We start from the raw sequence: 15,295 nt of genomic DNA on the forward strand, positions 1-15,295 counted from the left end.
CGACTATATCTATCTTGGGTGACTTATATTCTAGCTCAAAGTTAGCGGTTGGTTAATGCTAAAATTGTTTAATAACAAAATTAATCTCAAGTAATAGTGTTAACTAGAGTCCCAACTGATTGCAGAAGTCGGGAGTCGGGACATCTTTGTAGTTCCTTCTTTTCATCATACAATAAGTTTTGACTTAATATTTCTTTTGCGATCGCCTCCACAACCGGTACACAAACCGAATTCCCAATTTGCTTGTAACTTTCCCCCGCACTCGGATAACTATTAAAATCTTCAGGAAAACCCATAAGACGGTAACATTCCTTCACCGTCAACTTTCTCACCATATCTTGCTCAGGAATGTAGATAAAAAACCTGCCCGATGTTTCTTGGGAAGGAATAGTCGGATGCACTCCATCTACCGAATAAATGCGATTAGGCTGTCTGTGAACTCTCGATAAATGTTCTGTATTCGGCCTCACGCCAGTTTTCCAAGTACCTTTATTTCTGTAACCTACAAACAAAAGTCCCGAATCTTGCTTTCTGGGAGACTCAATTAAAGTATACTCGGATTTGTCCAATATTTCAAAATCCCCTGTCTCGTCTAGAAATTCCCTGAGTTGCGGAGGAAACTTGCTTTTAAGTCGAGAAAAATTAAATTCTTTACCTTTAGTTGCAATAATGAATATTCTTTCACGATGTTGAGGAATTCCAAAGTCTTTAGCATTCAGCATTTTGTAATTCACGCTGTATCCCAAATCTTCAAGACTAGCAATAATTACTTTTAATGTATTTCCCTTGTCGTGATGGATTAAGTGCTTGACATTTTCGAGAACGATAACTTTAGGCTGCTTGATTTTGATAATTTTACAAATCTCGAAAAATAGCGTACCTCTAGTATCTTCAAAACCCAGCTTTTTGCCACAAATGCTAAAAGGTTGGCACGGAAACCCTGCGACTAAAATCTCAAAGTCTGCTAAATCGGTGGGATTAATTTTACTGATATCGGGAAAAGGAACATCAGCGAAATTTTTCGTGTAAACTTGTCGGCATTGGCTGTTAATTTCGCAGGAAAAAACGCATTTAAAGCCTATTTTTTCAAAACCTTGTCTGAAACCTCCTATTCCTGCAAATAAATCTATAAAATTCATTTATAATTTAATCCCAAAAATTACTCAGCCCAATGATAACAGATTTTGTTTCTCTCTCTTCTTTGACTCTGTGTTCTCTGCGTTCTCTGCGGTTCATTATATCAATTTCAACAAGTCTTGCTACAGTCCTCAATCTTATACCAATCGTTAAAAGTTGCAGAACCCCGCGCCGGACACGGCAATGCCGTGTCCCCACAGATATCGCGTAGAATGTCGATCGCCCGAAACTTCCCCCCGCATTCAACCAACCAACCTGCCAAACTTGTCCCGCAGCCGACTAAACTAGAAATAGCAAAAAAAATATAGCTATTGTTTACTTTCTTTCACCAACCATGAGTCAAACCTTGGAAAACCTCACCGCAATTGATGACAAGCTATCCAAACGCCACATCGACCTCGATCCCGGCGGCTACTTCATCATCTATCTCGATCGCGAAACCAGCTTAATTTGTGCCAAACATTTCACCAACATCATCGACGATCGAGGCCTCGCCGTCGATCCCGAAACTGGCAAACCCATCCCCGCCCGTGGCAAAGTAGAACGCACGGAGGTCACACTTTTTACCGGCAGAACCGCCAAAGAACTTTGCGTCAAAATCCTAGAAGAAACCCGCCCCTGTCCGGTGACAATGTTAGATCACGCGGCTTATCTGGGACGGGAATTTGTGCGGGCAGAAATTGCATTGTTGAGCGATCGCGAATACGTTCAAGATTAGTGCAGCCCTGCCTTAATTTCTTGACAAAACGGTAACTTATCAAAGTTAACAGCACCCGATCACGAAAAACCTTGATACCAGAAATAAGTCACCATCGGAATCACTGTCGCCAACACCAACAGCACAACCACAACAACTGTGGCATTGCCTTGATCTGTTTCTTCAGCTTTTTTAAACGTGCCTTCAACTTGAATGTTGTCAACAACTTCAGGAGGACCCGGATCGGGTTCGCCCGACAAAACAGTTGCAATGCGCGTACTTGCAGCCGAAAATGCCTCGTTGTATTTATTCGCTTCCCGCAGTGGCACTTGCACGGTTTCCCCAGCCACACTCTGGGCAATTTCATCGGTTAGCAGGGATTTCACCCCTTCCCCCGTCCGAATTGCCGCACTGTTGGTAACAGTGTCGAGAACGAGTAAAATTTGATTAGTCTGGTCTTCTTTTGTGGGAAACCACTGTTCAAACAGTTGGTCGGTGAAAGTGGCAGTCGTTTCGCCGTAGTCTAAGCGGTGGATGGTGACAAATCTGACTTGTTTCCCTGTTTTGTTTTCCAGGTTGTCGAGCACGCTGCTGATATTGCTTTCGCTACTGCGGCTGAGCACGTCGCCTTTGTCGAACACCCAAGTTCGATCGCCCGCCGACAACACCGGTATTTCGTAAACGCCAGTCGCCAATGCCGGCAATACCGCCATCTGGGATGCGATTAGGACGATCGCGATCGTCGCCGCCAAAGGTTGGAGATATTTTCTCCAGTTAAATAATTGCTTCAGGAGTCGGGTCATGAGGTTAACCGTAAAACTGACTTTTTTCCAAAAATACTATAGAAACCCCCGTAAAATTCATTTTATGCAGGGCAATATTTACAATTAGCTCGCCACTGGAACTCCCCGCCCGATTATTTTAGGATTCTAACTATGGAACCAGCAGACACTTATAAAGGTTGGATTATTCAATCGCAGAAAGTCTTCTACGTCGAGGTTTGGGATAGTCGCGGCAACCGCCACGTCGCCGTCCAAAATGCCAAGACTGAGGAGGAAGCTTTGGAATTGGCCAAAAAGTGGATAGACAAATATGAGTCAAAACCCGGAAGAATGCCGATCGACGTACCCCATCCTTTCGGAGACATGATCGATATGCCATTTTAATTCAGTTGACGGTTGACTGTTGACTGTTAACAGTTAACATTTCAGCTTGTCGGCTGCTCTACTAGAGACAAAACCTCTTCAAATCGAGCAATTATTGCAACTGACACATCCGAAGAATAGGCCAGTTGCGTTTCGGACTGCATTTGTCATGAGATAAAATTACGAAATTCCTCGCAATTTCTGCGTATTTTCTACCAAACTCCGAGTAAATTCGTCGAACCTTTCAGACAGTTTTTCATCCAACAATTTACCATCAGGACTAAAAGCTTTCCAAGCTTGTCCGATCGCAATTTGTTCGGGAATTACCCAAGCGTGTACCCATCTCAAAATGGTTCGCAAATCGTTGAGTGCGTTGCTGTTAACTTGCCCTCCCAAAACGCTAATCGCACCCGCAACTTTCCCGTCCAAATGCTCAAAACTCATCAAATCCAGGGCATTCTTGAGAGCACCGCTGACGCTACCGTGATACTCCGGCGTTGCCAAAATCAAGCCGTCGGCTTGCTTAACCGCATTCTGCAGCTTTTCCACATCCGGGTAATCGAGATAATCATTCTCACCGTTGCAGAATGGCAGATTGAGCGATCGCAAATCGAATATTTCAACTTCCGCGCCCAGGGCCTGCGCCCGTTCGGCTGCCACCTTCAACGCTAACTGGCTGTAGGAGCCAGCCCGCAAACTTCCACCAATGCCGACAATTTTTACCATAAAGCTTAAAAACAATAACTGCTTTACTAAAGCGTACTCATTACGAGTATGATTAATATAGCAAGTTCGATCGGCAACTGTCAAGTAAAGTTTCCGATGTAGAAAATAGAAGGAAGAACAGAAGGTTATGGGTAAGAGGGGTGAGTGCTCATCAGCCCGGTCAGGGAAAACAGACTCGGATCGTTCACAAGCGGCTATTTTCAGGGGTTTCTTAAGATGCCCGCGAGAGATAAACCCATCCAACACCCGCCATCTTGTTAAAATAAATGAACGTAGCAAACCACAAGCGGTCAATCTTGGCAGTCTTCAACCTTGGGCAAAGCAATATGAAAAATTCTTGGAAACACGCATGGCTGGGGCATCTAGCTGTAAACAAAGACAAATCGAGCCAGAATCCTAAAAAATCAATTCCAGGACGGAATCTTTGGCGCATCCTGGGCAGTTTGGTGATTTCTCAAGGAATATTGCTCTCGACCCCGGTGTTTGCCGAGAGCGCGCCAAACACCATGAGTTACAGCCAACTGATCGACAACATAGAAAAAGGGCAAGTCAGTAGAGTCGAAGTAGACGAAACTCAAAAAACTGCCAAGGTTAGGCTAAAAAATCAAAAAAGCGATCAAACCCAATCAGTTAGTCTGTTCGACTACAACAACCGAGAACTGTACTCGCAAATCCGCGCCAAAAAGATTGACTTTGAAGTCAAACAAACAGCCGACAACGCAGCGGCAGTCAGTTTAGTAGTAAACTTGCTAGTGATTTTTGCAGTGTTGGCAGTGTTGATGGCAATCCTGCGCCGATCGACCCAATCTCAAGGAAATGCCATGAACTTCGGCAAATCCAGAGCGCGTTTCCAAATGGAAGCCAAAACCGGCGTGATGTTCGACGACGTAGCAGGCATCGAAGAAGCTAAAGAAGAACTGCAAGAAGTCGTAACCTTCCTCAAAAAACCCGAACGCTTCAACGCCATCGGCGCCAAAATTCCCAGAGGAGTTCTGTTAATCGGGCCTCCCGGAACCGGTAAAACAATGCTGGCAAAAGCCATCGCAGGTGAAGCAGCCGTCCCCTTCTTCAGCATCTCGGGTTCGGAATTTGTCGAAATGTTTGTCGGAGTTGGCGCCTCCCGCGTCCGCGACTTGTTCCGCAAAGCTAAAGAAAATTCGCCCTGCATCGTCTTCATTGACGAAATAGACGCCGTAGGAAGGCAGCGTGGCGCTGGTATCGGCGGCGGCAACGACGAACGCGAACAAACTCTCAACCAATTGCTGACAGAAATGGACGGCTTTGAGGGTAACAGTGGCGTGATTGTGATTGCAGCTACTAACCGGCCCGACGTACTCGATACCGCCCTGCTGCGGCCCGGCAGGTTCGATCGGCAAGTAACGGTAGATTTACCCAGTTACAAAGGGCGTTTGGGGATTTTGCAAGTTCACGCGCGCAACAAAAAACTCGACCCAGAAGTTGCCCTAGACACGATCGCCCGCCGCACTCCCGGCTTTTCCGGCGCTGACTTGGCAAACTTGCTCAACGAAGCAGCAATTCTCACTGCGAGGCGTCGCAAAGACACGATTAGTAACTTAGAAGTTCACGACGCGATCGACCGGATCACGATCGGGCTTACCCTCAACCCGCTGCTGGACAGCAAGAAAAAGTGGATGACAGCATACCACGAAGTCGGACACGCCCTAGTCGCGACCATGCTCAAAAATGCCGACCCGGTGGAAAAAGTAACGATTATTCCCCGTTCCGGCGGGGTCGAAGGCTTTACTAGCTTTGTGCTCGACGACGAAATGCTCGACAGCGAAGGTTTGAGGAGTCGGGCTTTGCTGTTAAACCGAATTAAAGTAGCTTTGGGGGGACGGGCGGCGGAGGCCGAAATTTATGGCGATGCTGAAATCGACACCGGTGCTGGTAGTGATCTCAGAAAAGTTAGCAGTCTCGCGAGGGAGATGGTAACGCTTTACGGAATGTCGGATTTGGGGCCTGTGGCTTTGGAAAGTCCGAACAATGAGGTGTTTTTGGGTCAGAACTGGAATTCGCGATCCGAGTATTCCGAAGACATGGCAATCAAGATCGATCGCCAAGTCCGGGAAATTGCCTTTGAGTGCTACGAAGAAGCTCGCCGAATTATCCGCGAAAACCGCGCTTTGGTAGACAAACTTGTCGAAGCGCTGTTGGAGGAAGAAACGATCGACGGCGACGAATTCCGCCAAATTGTCGCTCGGTACACCGAGTTGACAAAAAAAGAGTTGGCACCAACGTAAAGAGTCAGTTGGCAGTTGGCAGTTGGCAGTGGTCAGTGGTCATTAGTTATATCATGTCCGCCTAATCGCTTACGATATGTCCGCAGGGAGTGAAACGAAGCAATCGCAATGTTTCTGCGATTGCTTCTCTACGGTCGCAATGACGTTTAACCGGACAATTTATTATTGGTAATAACTGTCAACTGTCAACTGTCAACTGTCAACTGTCAACTGACAAATTAAGATTGTTGCGCGTACATTTCCCGGAGTACCAAAGCCGGGTCTACCCAGCGGCCGCCGTACTTCAATCCCCAGTGCAAGTGAGGCCCACTCGTGCGGCCGGTCATCCCAACTCTGGCAATTCTCGCACCCGCAGGCACTGTTTGACCTTGCCAAATTTGCACGGTACCTTCGCGATCGGTATAATAACGCCCGCCGTTAGCCGTTAGCACTCGGCCTCTAAGGTGACAGTAGATGTGTTCCCAATTTCCCGATCGCACCACCATACCAGTGCCGCACCTGCCATCTTCCCAAACTTCCACAATTTGTCCGCCCCACCAATTGCGGATATAGCTGCCTTCGGGGGCGGCCAAGTCCAAACCGTAATGAAAATCCCCGCCACGGGGGCCGAAGGCGGAAGTGTATGTTTCAAAGTTTTCGACTGGAAAAGAAGCTTCTTGCCACAAATTACCCGTCGCTACTCTGCTTGGTAAGCCTGACTGAGCTTTGACCACCTGCTGCTGCAAATAAGGGCTGATCAAAATAATGCCGATCGAAAGTGCCAGCAGCAGCATCTGTCTGAAACGAAAAAAGCGTTTTACCGTCAGCGGGCCTCTAGAGTCTTGCAGGATTTTTTTCACGGCTCAAAGTTAAATGTGTGTGGGAGTTTGCGTTGTCTGTTAGGCTCACATCTTGCACCCTTGTCAATAAAGCTTTCAGGGGCGGGCTTTCCGGCACGTTCCACAAAAAAATCATTTTTTGTGGAACGGGCATCTTCCCCGTTTCTGAGAAGGGTGCAAGATGTAAGTTATGCCAATTCGCTGCAAGATTGGCTTTGAGCTCTACCCGCGATCGCGAATCAGTTTAATAACAACGTGTATCTTACTCCATCCAAAACCCGTGTCAAGGCTTCCGGGTAAATGCCCAGGGGTGATAAAAAAAAATTGGCCGAGGAATTCCTGCTGCGGTTGAATTCGATCGAGCTTTTGCTTGACACTATAGTTAAGTTCGGGGATTTTGGAGCTCATCCAACATCTCAAATTCATAACACATCAAGCAATGCTTACTGAAATTTTTCCTTTTAGTTTTGCCATAGACGCAACTGCGATCGCCGGTGCGTCCTTGTGGTCTTTGGCCCTGTACTGGGGCCTGTCGCCCGTGACAGAATGGGTAATCCTGCAACTCAACCGCTGGATGAATTTTGCTGAGAGATCCCTCTACACCTCGGAAGCCGAGTTTGAAAGAACCCGCCAAGCCAGAGAAGCCCAAAATGCCTTTTACGCTTCGCTGTTGAGTATTGTGCCCTTTTTGATTGTGGGGGGATTGTGCAATTGGGGCGTCGAATTGTCTCTGGGCACTGGTTGGGCGGTATCTATGGGTACGATCGCCTGTATTGGTGGCGGCGTGTACGAGCTCGGCCGCCGAGACGGCGAGGAGTCTTAGGGGATTTTGGATTTTGGATTTTGGACAGGACTTACGCGCAGGTAGTTAGAAACCTGGTTTTTGCGACAATATTTCGTTGTCACCCGCAGATTCGCTAAAAAACCCGGTTTCTGTTTCTTTTCTCGAAGCGCGTAATTACTGTATGATTGTCGCTCAAAAATTAGGATGTAAAGCTATAAAACTAAAGTGGTTGATACCTGCAATTATCTCATCTTTTTCGATGGTTATTATTCCTGCGAAAGCGGCTGAAACCAGGTGCGGATGGTTAATAAATCCCACGCCTGCTAACTGGTATCTCAAAGACAAAGATGCTCAGTGGACTATCTCGGCGCAAGGGGGATATCAAGCCGGAGGAATGAACAATATTCCTCCTTTTAACGACGATGAATATGTCAAAACTAATGTTAATTATGGATATGGATGTGCTTGCTTAAATGTGGTGACAGATAGAAATCGAATAAGAATTACCACGATACAAGGTGGTGAACAATTACCACTCTCGACTTGTCGAAAAGATCCGAATTTGCCAAAAATTCGTTAGTTGTGGCGAAACCATACAATTTTTTTAACTCTGTCAAATGAACTTTCAACCCGAATTAACATCATTAAATCAAGCCCGCGCCACATTTAAAAAAATTTGGGGATACGACGACTTTCGCCCGCCCCAAGCAGAAATTGTCAGCAGTTTGCTAGCCGGAAAAGATACACTTATAATTATGCCGACAGGTGGCGGCAAATCAATCTGCTTTCAACTGCCAGCTTTGTTGCAAACAGGCTTAACTTTGGTAGTTTCGCCGTTAGTCGCATTGATGGAAAATCAAGTACAAGAATTGCGCGATCGCAATCTGCCCGCTTCCCTCCTCCACAGTCAATTGCCAACAGCACAGCGCCGACAAACTATGCAGTCGCTGCAACAAAATAAATTAAGATTGCTGTACCTGTCTCCCGAAACATTACTCAGCAAACCTGTTTGGGAAATTATCAGTCAGCCACACATCCAAATTAACGGTTTAATATTAGATGAAGCTCACTGTTTAGTGCAGTGGGGTGATACTTTTCGACCAGCTTACCGCCGTTTGGGAACAGTCCGGCCGGCTTTGTTGAAAGGTAAACCAGCAACCAGTAAAATTGCGATCGCAGCTTTCACGGCTACCGCCAACCCGGAAGCACAGCAAACAATCAAAAATGTCTTGCAACTGCAAAAACCAGAAGCCTTTCTGCTAAGTCCCTACCGTTCTAACCTGCACCTGCAAGTGCAAACAGTTTGGACGCCGAGAGGACGCAAGCAGCAGTTATTAAATTTTATCAAAGCTCGACCAAAACAAGCAGGTTTAGTCTATGTCCGCACCAGAAAAGATAGCGAAAGCTTGGCTGATTTGTTGGAAGCAGCAGGTTATGAAACAGCAGCATATCATGCAGGTTTAAGTCCAGAATCACGGCGAAAAATAGAAACAGCTTGGCTGAACAATGAGCTAAAATTCGTGACTTGTACCTCAGCATTTGGGATGGGAATTAATAAGCCAGATGTCCGGTGGGTTGTTCATTATCAAGCACCTTTGCTATTATCGGAATACATTCAGGAAATTGGTAGAGGCGGACGCGACGGCAAATCGGCGATCGCCCTGACATTGATTAGCGAACCTACGGGTTTGCTTTATCCCGAAGATAAACAAAGAGGGCAATTTTTTCAAGATAAATTGCGATCGCAATACCGAGAAGCTCAGCAATTAGCTAAAAAACTGCCAGTTAAAGGCGATATAGAAGCAGTTTCCCGTGAATTTCCTGAAAGCGCGATCGCCCTTTCAATCTTGCACAGTAGCGGACAATTAACATGGCAAGATCCTTTTAATTATGCGATCAATAAATCCGCACAGCAAAAAGGCGAAAAACAAAACTTTACCGCAGCGGAAGAAATGGCTAAATATCTAAAACATCGCGAGTGCAGGTGGCAATTTTTGCTGCAAGCTTTTGGGTTTGCCAAGGAAGCTACATCAATGCGCTGCGGCCACTGCGATAATTGTCGATAGAATTGACGATTATACTCAAACGACTTAACCACTCCGACCAAAGAAACCGGGTTTTTTACCCAGTCTGCGGGCCCAAACGAAGTATTGCTGTGAAAAACCCGGTTTCTCGCTACCCGTGCGATCGCGAACTAACTCACAGATGTTATGATTAACATATTTGCTTTACACACTTGGCAAAAAATAGTAAAAAGTAAATGATAGAAACAGACACTGCGGCACAGATTTACACAGTAGAAAATACAGAGGAATTCGATCGCAGTAATGTCAATCAGCGATTAGATATTTGGCTGTCAAACCAGATACCGGACTTATCCCGATCGCGAATCCAAACCCTCATATCACAAGGCAACGTTAAAGTCAACGACGAAACCTGCACCTCGAAAAAAATATCAGTAAAAACGGGCGATCGCATCCACCTCACTTTACCCGAAACCCAGCCCACTTCCTTGCAGCCGGAATCAATTCCCCTCGACATCCTCTACGAAGATGACAGCCTAATTATCATCAACAAACCAGCCGGATTAGTCGTCCACCCAGCCGCCGGACACGCAGACGGTACATTAGTCAACGCTCTCTTAGCCCACTGTCCCCTAGCAGAAATAGGCGGAGTTCAGCGGCCGGGAATCGTGCACAGATTAGACAAAGATACAACAGGTGCGATCGCGATCGCCAAAACCGACCTTGCCCACCAACACCTGCAAGCCCAACTCAAAACCAAAACCGCCCGCCGCGAATATTTAGGCATAGTTTACGGCACTCCCAGCACCGAAACAGGCACAATAGACCTACCCATAGGGCGGCATCCCACAGACCGCAAAAAAATGGCCGTAGTACCAGTAGAAAAAGGCGGTCGCCCCGCAGTTACTCACTGGACAATCAAAGAAAGAATCGGCAACTATTGCTTAATGCACTATCAATTAGAAACCGGCCGCACCCATCAAATTCGCGTGCATACAGCGGAGATAAAACATCCCATTGTCGGCGATCCGATGTACAGTTCCAACCGTTCGATCGGCGTCAATTTAACAGGACAAGCTCTCCACGCATGGCGGCTGACATTGCAGCATCCCGTAACAGGAGAATTAATAGAGGCGATCGCACCTTTACCCGATCAATTCAACACTTTGTTAAAAATATTGCGGTTGCGGGCTAATATTTGATAATTGGTATAGCAGTGACCAAAGCTGTTATGACAAGTCGCCATTAGGCGTTGAGAATTTTATCTACCTTGATTGCTTTGTTCAACAGTCCCTCCAGGATATTGTTTCTACCTTAAATTTTTTTAATAGCACAAGTATCACTTAGATGCTAGTGCAAGTCTGGGATGGTATTGCTGTGTGCAAATTTGTTGATGTCCAACATATCGATGTAGCTCTTGCTCTCATTTTTCCCAATCTTATCTACTTTGATAGGTGCGATCGAGTTCTTGCAACCCTGACACCAGATTGCCCAGTTCCATGACGTAAACCCCCCTAATCTTCTTTGTGTTGCTAAAACTCACCTTAGCATCGCTAAATACAACTACTGGAGTGACCTTGGTTAACTTCTTAGCTTTCTTGATAGCTGTGACTTCTTTGGCAATCTGTGCCAGAAAGTCTTTCTCAAAATCTCTCAATTTCCCGTAAGATAGACGCTTGAGCACATCCCCATCCAACAGAACTACGGTTGAGTGAGACTTCACATCAAGGATAAAATTGACCCCTTTAGGCGATCGCAGCCACACATCGATATCGCCTACTTCCGGCAATCTTAAGTTGTACTCAGCTATCCATCCAGATTGGATTAGGGACTCCAAAACTTGCTGAATCTTTTCTTCACCACAGGCCCCTTGGTCAAATCTCTGAGACGACTTCCAAAACGTTTTGCCGTCCTCAATGAACGGAAGGGCGATAAATGCCCCTATCAAAAGAGCCGCGACCAAAAATAAAGGATCAAAAGGTGCTACCGCGTATACCAGCAGTGGCAACAACACCAACCCTGTTGCCGCACCGTACCTGTATAAGGCTTTGGTACGAAGCTGTTTAGCATGGCGACGCAATGATTTTCCAGCACCTTCGTTATATTGCGGCTGCATAAATGCACCTATGCACTTATAGTTAACAATGGGAAAAGGTCGAATTATTTTTCTTCCTTCTTCCTTCTTCCTTCTTCCGACGGACATCGGACTGACATCCGTTACATCCGTTACAGAATCCGTTGCCGAACTTCTTTCTTCCTTCTTCCTAATAAAAAAAATTATGAGTCCCGAGTTTTGGATTCCAAGTTTATCAAAAAACTCAAACCTCAAAACTCAAGACTCAAAACTCTCTCAGCCTAAAAGCCGATCGATTCAGTTGATCGCCCGACACAAATAATCGCATCAGGGCAGCATCAATTACCGGCGACGGGGAACCATCGTGTCGATATTGATATTAGCTAGAGGCACGCGCTGCGGCGGAGTAGCAGGCATGGGCATATTGCGCGCCATACCCAAATAGTTCGACGGATCGCCAGCCTTCGGTTGCTTCTCTTGAGGAACAAAACGGCGCACGCCAGTCTGCCAGATGATTTGCGGGAAGCCAAGCTGCGAACGGTGGTACTCACCGTAGCGAGGCGTCTTCAAGTTGAAAGGAGTGTCTCCTCCAACTCGCTGAGGCAAAATTCGGCGCTGTTGGTAAGGTACGGTATCGTACCCGAACTTATCCAGGTACTCTTCGCTATTGACCAACTCGTCAATAAAGCCTTGAGGCCCCTTATTTGCTACAACGATCGACCAAGCAATCTTTTCGCGCTCGCTGTACACATCCCGGCCCAAAATGCGCTGCACGCACATTTCTACAAACCGGTAATTGCTGTTAGTTTGATAATTCCGCTCCAAGAAAGGAGAAGAAGTCGCCAAACCACGAATAAAGTCCCGCACAGTAATTTGGCCGAACTTGAGTTGCGACTCCAAAGACTTTTGGCGGTTGCTCTTGAGGATTTGGTGTTCGCTGTAAATCTGGCGATATCCAGCCCAAATCAAATTTTCGATGTCTCCAGACGAGAGCACATTTTCAGTTGTGAAAATTCTCGGCTGCTCGTCGCTCCCTGTTTCAAAACCAGCAACGCGCTGGTTTTGGCTCTTGGGGGCGTAGCTTAATAAAGGTAGCGCCACGTTAAAATCTCCGTTATCTCAAATTTCAGAAATAGTTGACACCGTGAGCTGCCAGCATAACGGATACAACTAACCAACATACAGATTAGGGGATTCCCGCAATCTAAATCTGATTTTCCTGAATTTTTGCAACAATCTGTAACATTTGTTGACTTTGGGGAAGGAAGAAGGAAGTTCGGCAACGAGCAATGTACGGGATGTAACGGATGTCAGTCCGATGTCCGTCGGAAGAAGGAAGAAGGAAGAAGGAAGAGGGGGGAGGGAAGTTATGCAGAAAGAAGGCTCGTTCCCCGGAAACGGGCAGGAACGACACTCGGCGAGGCTCTGCCTGGTCAAACAGGAGGCAAACGGCTCCGACCAAGCATTCCCAGGCAAAGCTGGGGGAACGAGCTTAAGAGCTGGGGAACGAGCTTACAAATTACCAGCCCAGAGCCGAATAAAACTCGCTGGCGGGTACTTGATCTCCTGCTGCTTCTGATGTTGCATCCGAGTCTGGTTGCACCCGAATTTCGGTACAAAAAGTCGATGTGCTGAAACCGCCAAAGCGCTTTACGGTACTCGTCCGCATCCGCACGTTCGGATTAGCAAACCAGAAACGCTCGATCGAACTCATCGTCTCGTATTCGGTAATCAGCAGCAGCCCATCCTCATCATCCATCTCAAAACGGCCAGCCACCGGCACAATTTCTGCATAGCCCCGTTCGCGCAACATCAAGCCCTGCCGGGGATTTTCAGGATCGGGGACGATCGCGAACACCGTAGACCCTTTATGATTCTCATCATCCTTATCCCACGCCATCGAGCCGTGCCAGGTTACAAAAGCTCCCCCAGCAGCCCGGCTCGGATCGACTTCGTGCATCTTGCAAATCTCCGCGACTCGCGCGTCATCTGCGGCCAGCGCTGTTACCTGAATATTTGAATCCCCAATCTCCGCTTGACGAAAAGCGAGATGGTGAGTGCTGCGCTGAGAACGCCACTCCCCAGCACTGCTTTGAAAAAACTCCATGGCATCCATACGAACTAGCTCCTTTGGCTTAGGCTTCCCTGTCTTTACGCCTTTTTATGATAAAGCTCCCCCCACTTAGATGTACTTTTGCTACACAAATTAGTCTCAAAATGTCTACTTTGGACATATTGTCAAGGGAATGTTATGATAGTTTACAATGTAGGAGACACAACAAATCCTGCGAAACGTCATTCCGATCAATTTCGCATCAATCTCAGCAAACTGGAGGAGCGATTTTATGGATATGCCTACAACCAGCCTCAGCATGGAACAGCAGTTCAAACTGCAAGTGCTACGCGAAGAAGTCAAAAGGTTAAGCCAAGACCAAGCTCAGGAATATTTGCTCGAAGTTATGCGGCAAAACATGGTAAAAGAAAACCTGTTCAAGCATTGGATGAAGAATATGTGAACTCTTCGAGCATTTCTTCACAAAAATCAGTGGCTTGTATCTGCAAAAAGTACGATCGAGCTATTAAACATAAAACTCAGAATCCCGCTTTCTCCAAAAAAGCGGGATTCTAAATTCAGAAAAGTTTTACGCAGTTTTTTTGTTGCTACCAAACTCAGCAAATTAAATGTTTTTAGTCTCTTAAAGAGGGACGATAGTTTGTGTAGCGACAGGCTTCAACCTGTCGGGGACTCAACCAAAACGGCCACTCACATAATCTAAAGTAGACTCTTCCTTCGGACTTTGGAAAATGACCTCAGTCTTATCACACTCCACAAGATAGCCAAACCGCTTCCCATCGTCAGAAAGTTTTGCATTGAAAAAAGCAGTCAGGTCAGAAACCCGAGAAGCCTGCTGCATATTGTGAGTAACGATCACAATCGTATATTTTTCCTTGAGTTCCCGCATCAACTCCTCAATCTTAATCGTAGAAATCGGGTCAAGAGAAGCGCAAGGTTCATCCATTAACACTACATCAGGATTAATCGCGATCGCCCTAGCAATACACAAACGCTGCTGCTGACCGCCCGAAAGAGAAAAACCGCTTTGCTTCAACTTATCCTTCACCTCATCCCACAAATAAGCTTGGCTGAGCGATTTTTCCACCAGCTCATCCATATCTCCCTTATAATTGTTCACCCTCGCACCGTAAGCAATATTGTCATAAATCGACTTCGGGAAAGGATTCGGCTTTTGAAACACCATCCCAATCTTGCGGCGCACCTCCACAGCATCAATATCAGGATCGTAAAGATTTTGACCCTTGTAATCAATTCTACCTTCTAACCGAAAACCGCTAACTAAATCGTTGAGGCGGTTAAAACATCGCAGAATTGTACTTTTACCGCAGCCAGACGGCCCAATCAAGGCAGTAATACGATTTTTAGGAATCTCCATTGAAACATTTTTAACTGCGTGAAAAGCGCCGTAAAAAATATTGATATTTTCTGTACGCAAAACTGTTTCCGTTTGCTTGTCTAAATCCATCATCATACAGGTAACAATCCTCTGAAATTTTACTCAAAATCTGGGTTACATTCGGCCTTCACCATAACTGCATGAATGCCTTTTTAA

At 46.3% G+C, this 15,295-nt stretch carries 18 protein-coding genes; 9 read left to right on the forward strand and 9 right to left on the reverse strand.

Annotation, left to right across the window (positions count from 1 at the left end):
* Positions 1-86: 86 nt before the first annotated feature.
* Positions 87-1,139, reverse strand: a complete 1,053-nt coding sequence (gene dcm / locus NDI35_RS06010) for a DNA (cytosine-5-)-methyltransferase (protein WP_445311925.1) — start codon at positions 1,137-1,139, stop codon at positions 87-89.
* 332 nt (positions 1,140-1,471) lie between these two features.
* Here dcm and NDI35_RS06015 point away from each other — a divergent pair, with 332 nt between their 5' ends.
* Complete coding sequence (locus NDI35_RS06015; RefSeq protein ID WP_333166222.1) at positions 1,472-1,855, forward strand: DUF4346 domain-containing protein; 384 nt, start codon at positions 1,472-1,474, stop codon at positions 1,853-1,855.
* 59 nt (positions 1,856-1,914) lie between these two features.
* Here the strand turns inward: NDI35_RS06015 and psb32 are convergent, their stop codons facing one another.
* The gene (psb32, locus tag NDI35_RS06020; RefSeq protein WP_445311926.1) at positions 1,915-2,637 is read right to left on the reverse strand and encodes a photosystem II repair protein Psb32; all 723 of its coding nucleotides are present in this window, start codon (positions 2,635-2,637) and stop codon (positions 1,915-1,917) included.
* Positions 2,638-2,769: 132 nt separating this feature from the next.
* On the opposite strand from psb32, the gene NDI35_RS06025 reads away from it, so the two are divergent.
* On the forward strand, positions 2,770-3,000 hold the full coding sequence (locus NDI35_RS06025; RefSeq protein WP_006635545.1) for a hypothetical protein: 231 nt from the start codon (positions 2,770-2,772) through the stop codon (positions 2,998-3,000).
* Between the two features lie 159 nt (positions 3,001-3,159).
* Here the strand turns inward: NDI35_RS06025 and NDI35_RS06030 are convergent, their stop codons facing one another.
* A complete protein-coding gene (locus NDI35_RS06030; protein WP_445312101.1) occupies positions 3,160-3,705 on the reverse strand; it encodes an NADPH-dependent FMN reductase in 546 nt (181 codons plus the stop codon).
* Between the two features lie 326 nt (positions 3,706-4,031).
* Here NDI35_RS06030 and ftsH point away from each other — a divergent pair, with 326 nt between their 5' ends.
* Positions 4,032-5,966 carry an ATP-dependent zinc metalloprotease FtsH gene (gene ftsH / locus NDI35_RS06035; protein WP_445311927.1) on the forward strand — a complete coding sequence of 645 codons (1,935 nt, stop codon included), beginning with the start codon at positions 4,032-4,034 and terminating at the stop codon, positions 5,964-5,966.
* A 218-nt stretch (positions 5,967-6,184) separates the two neighbouring features.
* Here the strand turns inward: ftsH and NDI35_RS06040 are convergent, their stop codons facing one another.
* Both NDI35_RS06040 and NDI35_RS06045 read right to left on the reverse strand, forming a co-directional pair.
* The gene (locus NDI35_RS06040; protein WP_445312102.1) at positions 6,185-6,739 is read right to left on the reverse strand and encodes a M23 family metallopeptidase; all 555 of its coding nucleotides are present in this window, start codon (positions 6,737-6,739) and stop codon (positions 6,185-6,187) included.
* A gap of 267 nt (positions 6,740-7,006) precedes the next feature.
* Entirely contained in the window at positions 7,007-7,192 is a 186-nt protein-coding gene (locus NDI35_RS06045; RefSeq protein WP_445311928.1) for a hypothetical protein, read from the reverse strand.
* 31 nt (positions 7,193-7,223) lie between these two features.
* On the opposite strand from NDI35_RS06045, the gene NDI35_RS06050 reads away from it, so the two are divergent.
* The 4 genes from NDI35_RS06050 (at position 7,224) to NDI35_RS06065 (ending at position 10,794) form a co-directional block, all read left to right on the forward strand.
* Positions 7,224-7,607 (forward strand): hypothetical protein, encoded by a 384-nt coding sequence (locus NDI35_RS06050; protein WP_445311929.1) that lies wholly within the window; start codon positions 7,224-7,226, stop codon positions 7,605-7,607.
* Positions 7,608-7,749: 142 nt separating this feature from the next.
* Positions 7,750-8,148 carry a DUF4087 domain-containing protein gene (locus NDI35_RS06055; RefSeq protein ID WP_445311930.1) on the forward strand — a complete coding sequence of 133 codons (399 nt, stop codon included), beginning with the start codon at positions 7,750-7,752 and terminating at the stop codon, positions 8,146-8,148.
* Between the two features lie 37 nt (positions 8,149-8,185).
* Positions 8,186-9,634, forward strand: a complete 1,449-nt coding sequence (locus NDI35_RS06060; RefSeq protein ID WP_445311931.1) for a RecQ family ATP-dependent DNA helicase — start codon at positions 8,186-8,188, stop codon at positions 9,632-9,634.
* A gap of 194 nt (positions 9,635-9,828) precedes the next feature.
* Positions 9,829-10,794 (forward strand): RluA family pseudouridine synthase, encoded by a 966-nt coding sequence (locus NDI35_RS06065; RefSeq protein WP_445311932.1) that lies wholly within the window; start codon positions 9,829-9,831, stop codon positions 10,792-10,794.
* A 236-nt stretch (positions 10,795-11,030) separates the two neighbouring features.
* Here the strand turns inward: NDI35_RS06065 and NDI35_RS06070 are convergent, their stop codons facing one another.
* Both NDI35_RS06070 and NDI35_RS06075 read right to left on the reverse strand, forming a co-directional pair.
* The gene (locus tag NDI35_RS06070) at positions 11,031-11,921 is read right to left on the reverse strand and encodes an NERD domain-containing protein (protein WP_445311933.1); all 891 of its coding nucleotides are present in this window, start codon (positions 11,919-11,921) and stop codon (positions 11,031-11,033) included.
* 87 nt (positions 11,922-12,008) lie between these two features.
* Complete coding sequence (locus NDI35_RS06075) at positions 12,009-12,767, reverse strand: phycobilisome rod-core linker polypeptide (protein ID WP_445311934.1); 759 nt, start codon at positions 12,765-12,767, stop codon at positions 12,009-12,011.
* Positions 12,768-12,915: 148 nt separating this feature from the next.
* On the opposite strand from NDI35_RS06075, the gene NDI35_RS06080 reads away from it, so the two are divergent.
* A complete protein-coding gene (locus NDI35_RS06080) occupies positions 12,916-13,245 on the forward strand; it encodes a hypothetical protein (RefSeq protein WP_445311935.1) in 330 nt (109 codons plus the stop codon).
* Here NDI35_RS06080 and NDI35_RS06085 read toward each other — a convergent pair.
* Positions 13,186-13,782, reverse strand: coding sequence for a phycobiliprotein lyase (locus NDI35_RS06085; RefSeq protein WP_333078001.1), 597 nt, complete (start codon positions 13,780-13,782; stop codon positions 13,186-13,188). The genes NDI35_RS06080 and NDI35_RS06085 overlap by 60 nt on opposite strands.
* Positions 13,783-14,011: 229 nt before the next feature.
* Between NDI35_RS06085 and NDI35_RS06090 the strand changes: the two genes are divergently transcribed.
* Positions 14,012-14,182, forward strand: a complete 171-nt coding sequence (locus NDI35_RS06090) for an NblA/ycf18 family protein (protein ID WP_190734295.1) — start codon at positions 14,012-14,014, stop codon at positions 14,180-14,182.
* A gap of 231 nt (positions 14,183-14,413) precedes the next feature.
* On the opposite strand, the gene pstB is transcribed toward NDI35_RS06090, so the two are convergent.
* Complete coding sequence (gene pstB / locus NDI35_RS06095; RefSeq protein ID WP_445311936.1) at positions 14,414-15,214, reverse strand: phosphate ABC transporter ATP-binding protein PstB; 801 nt, start codon at positions 15,212-15,214, stop codon at positions 14,414-14,416.
* Between the last annotated feature and the right edge of the window lie 81 nt (positions 15,215-15,295).

Origin of the sequence: Microcoleus vaginatus FACHB-2002, from assembly GCF_040004035.1 — a bacterium.
GTDB lineage: Bacteria > Cyanobacteriota > Cyanobacteriia > Cyanobacteriales > Microcoleaceae > Microcoleus > Microcoleus vaginatus_C.

Bases quoted from the DNA above. Each gene is read 5' to 3' on its own strand.
- dcm (WP_445311925.1), bottom strand. From the start codon at position 1,139: ATGAATTTTATAGATTTATTTGCAGGAATAGGAGGTTTCAGACAAGGT.
- NDI35_RS06015 (WP_333166222.1), top strand. From the start codon at position 1,472: ATGAGTCAAACCTTGGAAAACCTCACCGCAATTGATGACAAGCTATCC.
- NDI35_RS06055 (WP_445311930.1), top strand. From the start codon at position 7,750: ATGATTGTCGCTCAAAAATTAGGATGTAAAGCTATAAAACTAAAGTGG.
- NDI35_RS06085 (WP_333078001.1), bottom strand. From the start codon at position 13,782: ATGGATGCCATGGAGTTTTTTCAAAGCAGTGCTGGGGAGTGGCGTTCT.
- NDI35_RS06040 (WP_445312102.1), bottom strand. From the start codon at position 6,739: ATGCTGCTGCTGGCACTTTCGATCGGCATTATTTTGATCAGCCCTTAT.
- NDI35_RS06090 (WP_190734295.1), top strand. From the start codon at position 14,012: ATGGATATGCCTACAACCAGCCTCAGCATGGAACAGCAGTTCAAACTG.
- NDI35_RS06065 (WP_445311932.1), top strand. From the start codon at position 9,829: ATGATAGAAACAGACACTGCGGCACAGATTTACACAGTAGAAAATACA.
- NDI35_RS06025 (WP_006635545.1), top strand. From the start codon at position 2,770: ATGGAACCAGCAGACACTTATAAAGGTTGGATTATTCAATCGCAGAAA.
- NDI35_RS06045 (WP_445311928.1), bottom strand. From the start codon at position 7,192: ATGAGCTCCAAAATCCCCGAACTTAACTATAGTGTCAAGCAAAAGCTC.
- NDI35_RS06050 (WP_445311929.1), top strand. From the start codon at position 7,224: ATGCTTACTGAAATTTTTCCTTTTAGTTTTGCCATAGACGCAACTGCG.
- NDI35_RS06030 (WP_445312101.1), bottom strand. From the start codon at position 3,705: ATGGTAAAAATTGTCGGCATTGGTGGAAGTTTGCGGGCTGGCTCCTAC.
- ftsH (WP_445311927.1), top strand. From the start codon at position 4,032: ATGAAAAATTCTTGGAAACACGCATGGCTGGGGCATCTAGCTGTAAAC.
- pstB (WP_445311936.1), bottom strand. From the start codon at position 15,214: ATGATGATGGATTTAGACAAGCAAACGGAAACAGTTTTGCGTACAGAA.
- NDI35_RS06060 (WP_445311931.1), top strand. From the start codon at position 8,186: ATGAACTTTCAACCCGAATTAACATCATTAAATCAAGCCCGCGCCACA.
- psb32 (WP_445311926.1), bottom strand. From the start codon at position 2,637: ATGACCCGACTCCTGAAGCAATTATTTAACTGGAGAAAATATCTCCAA.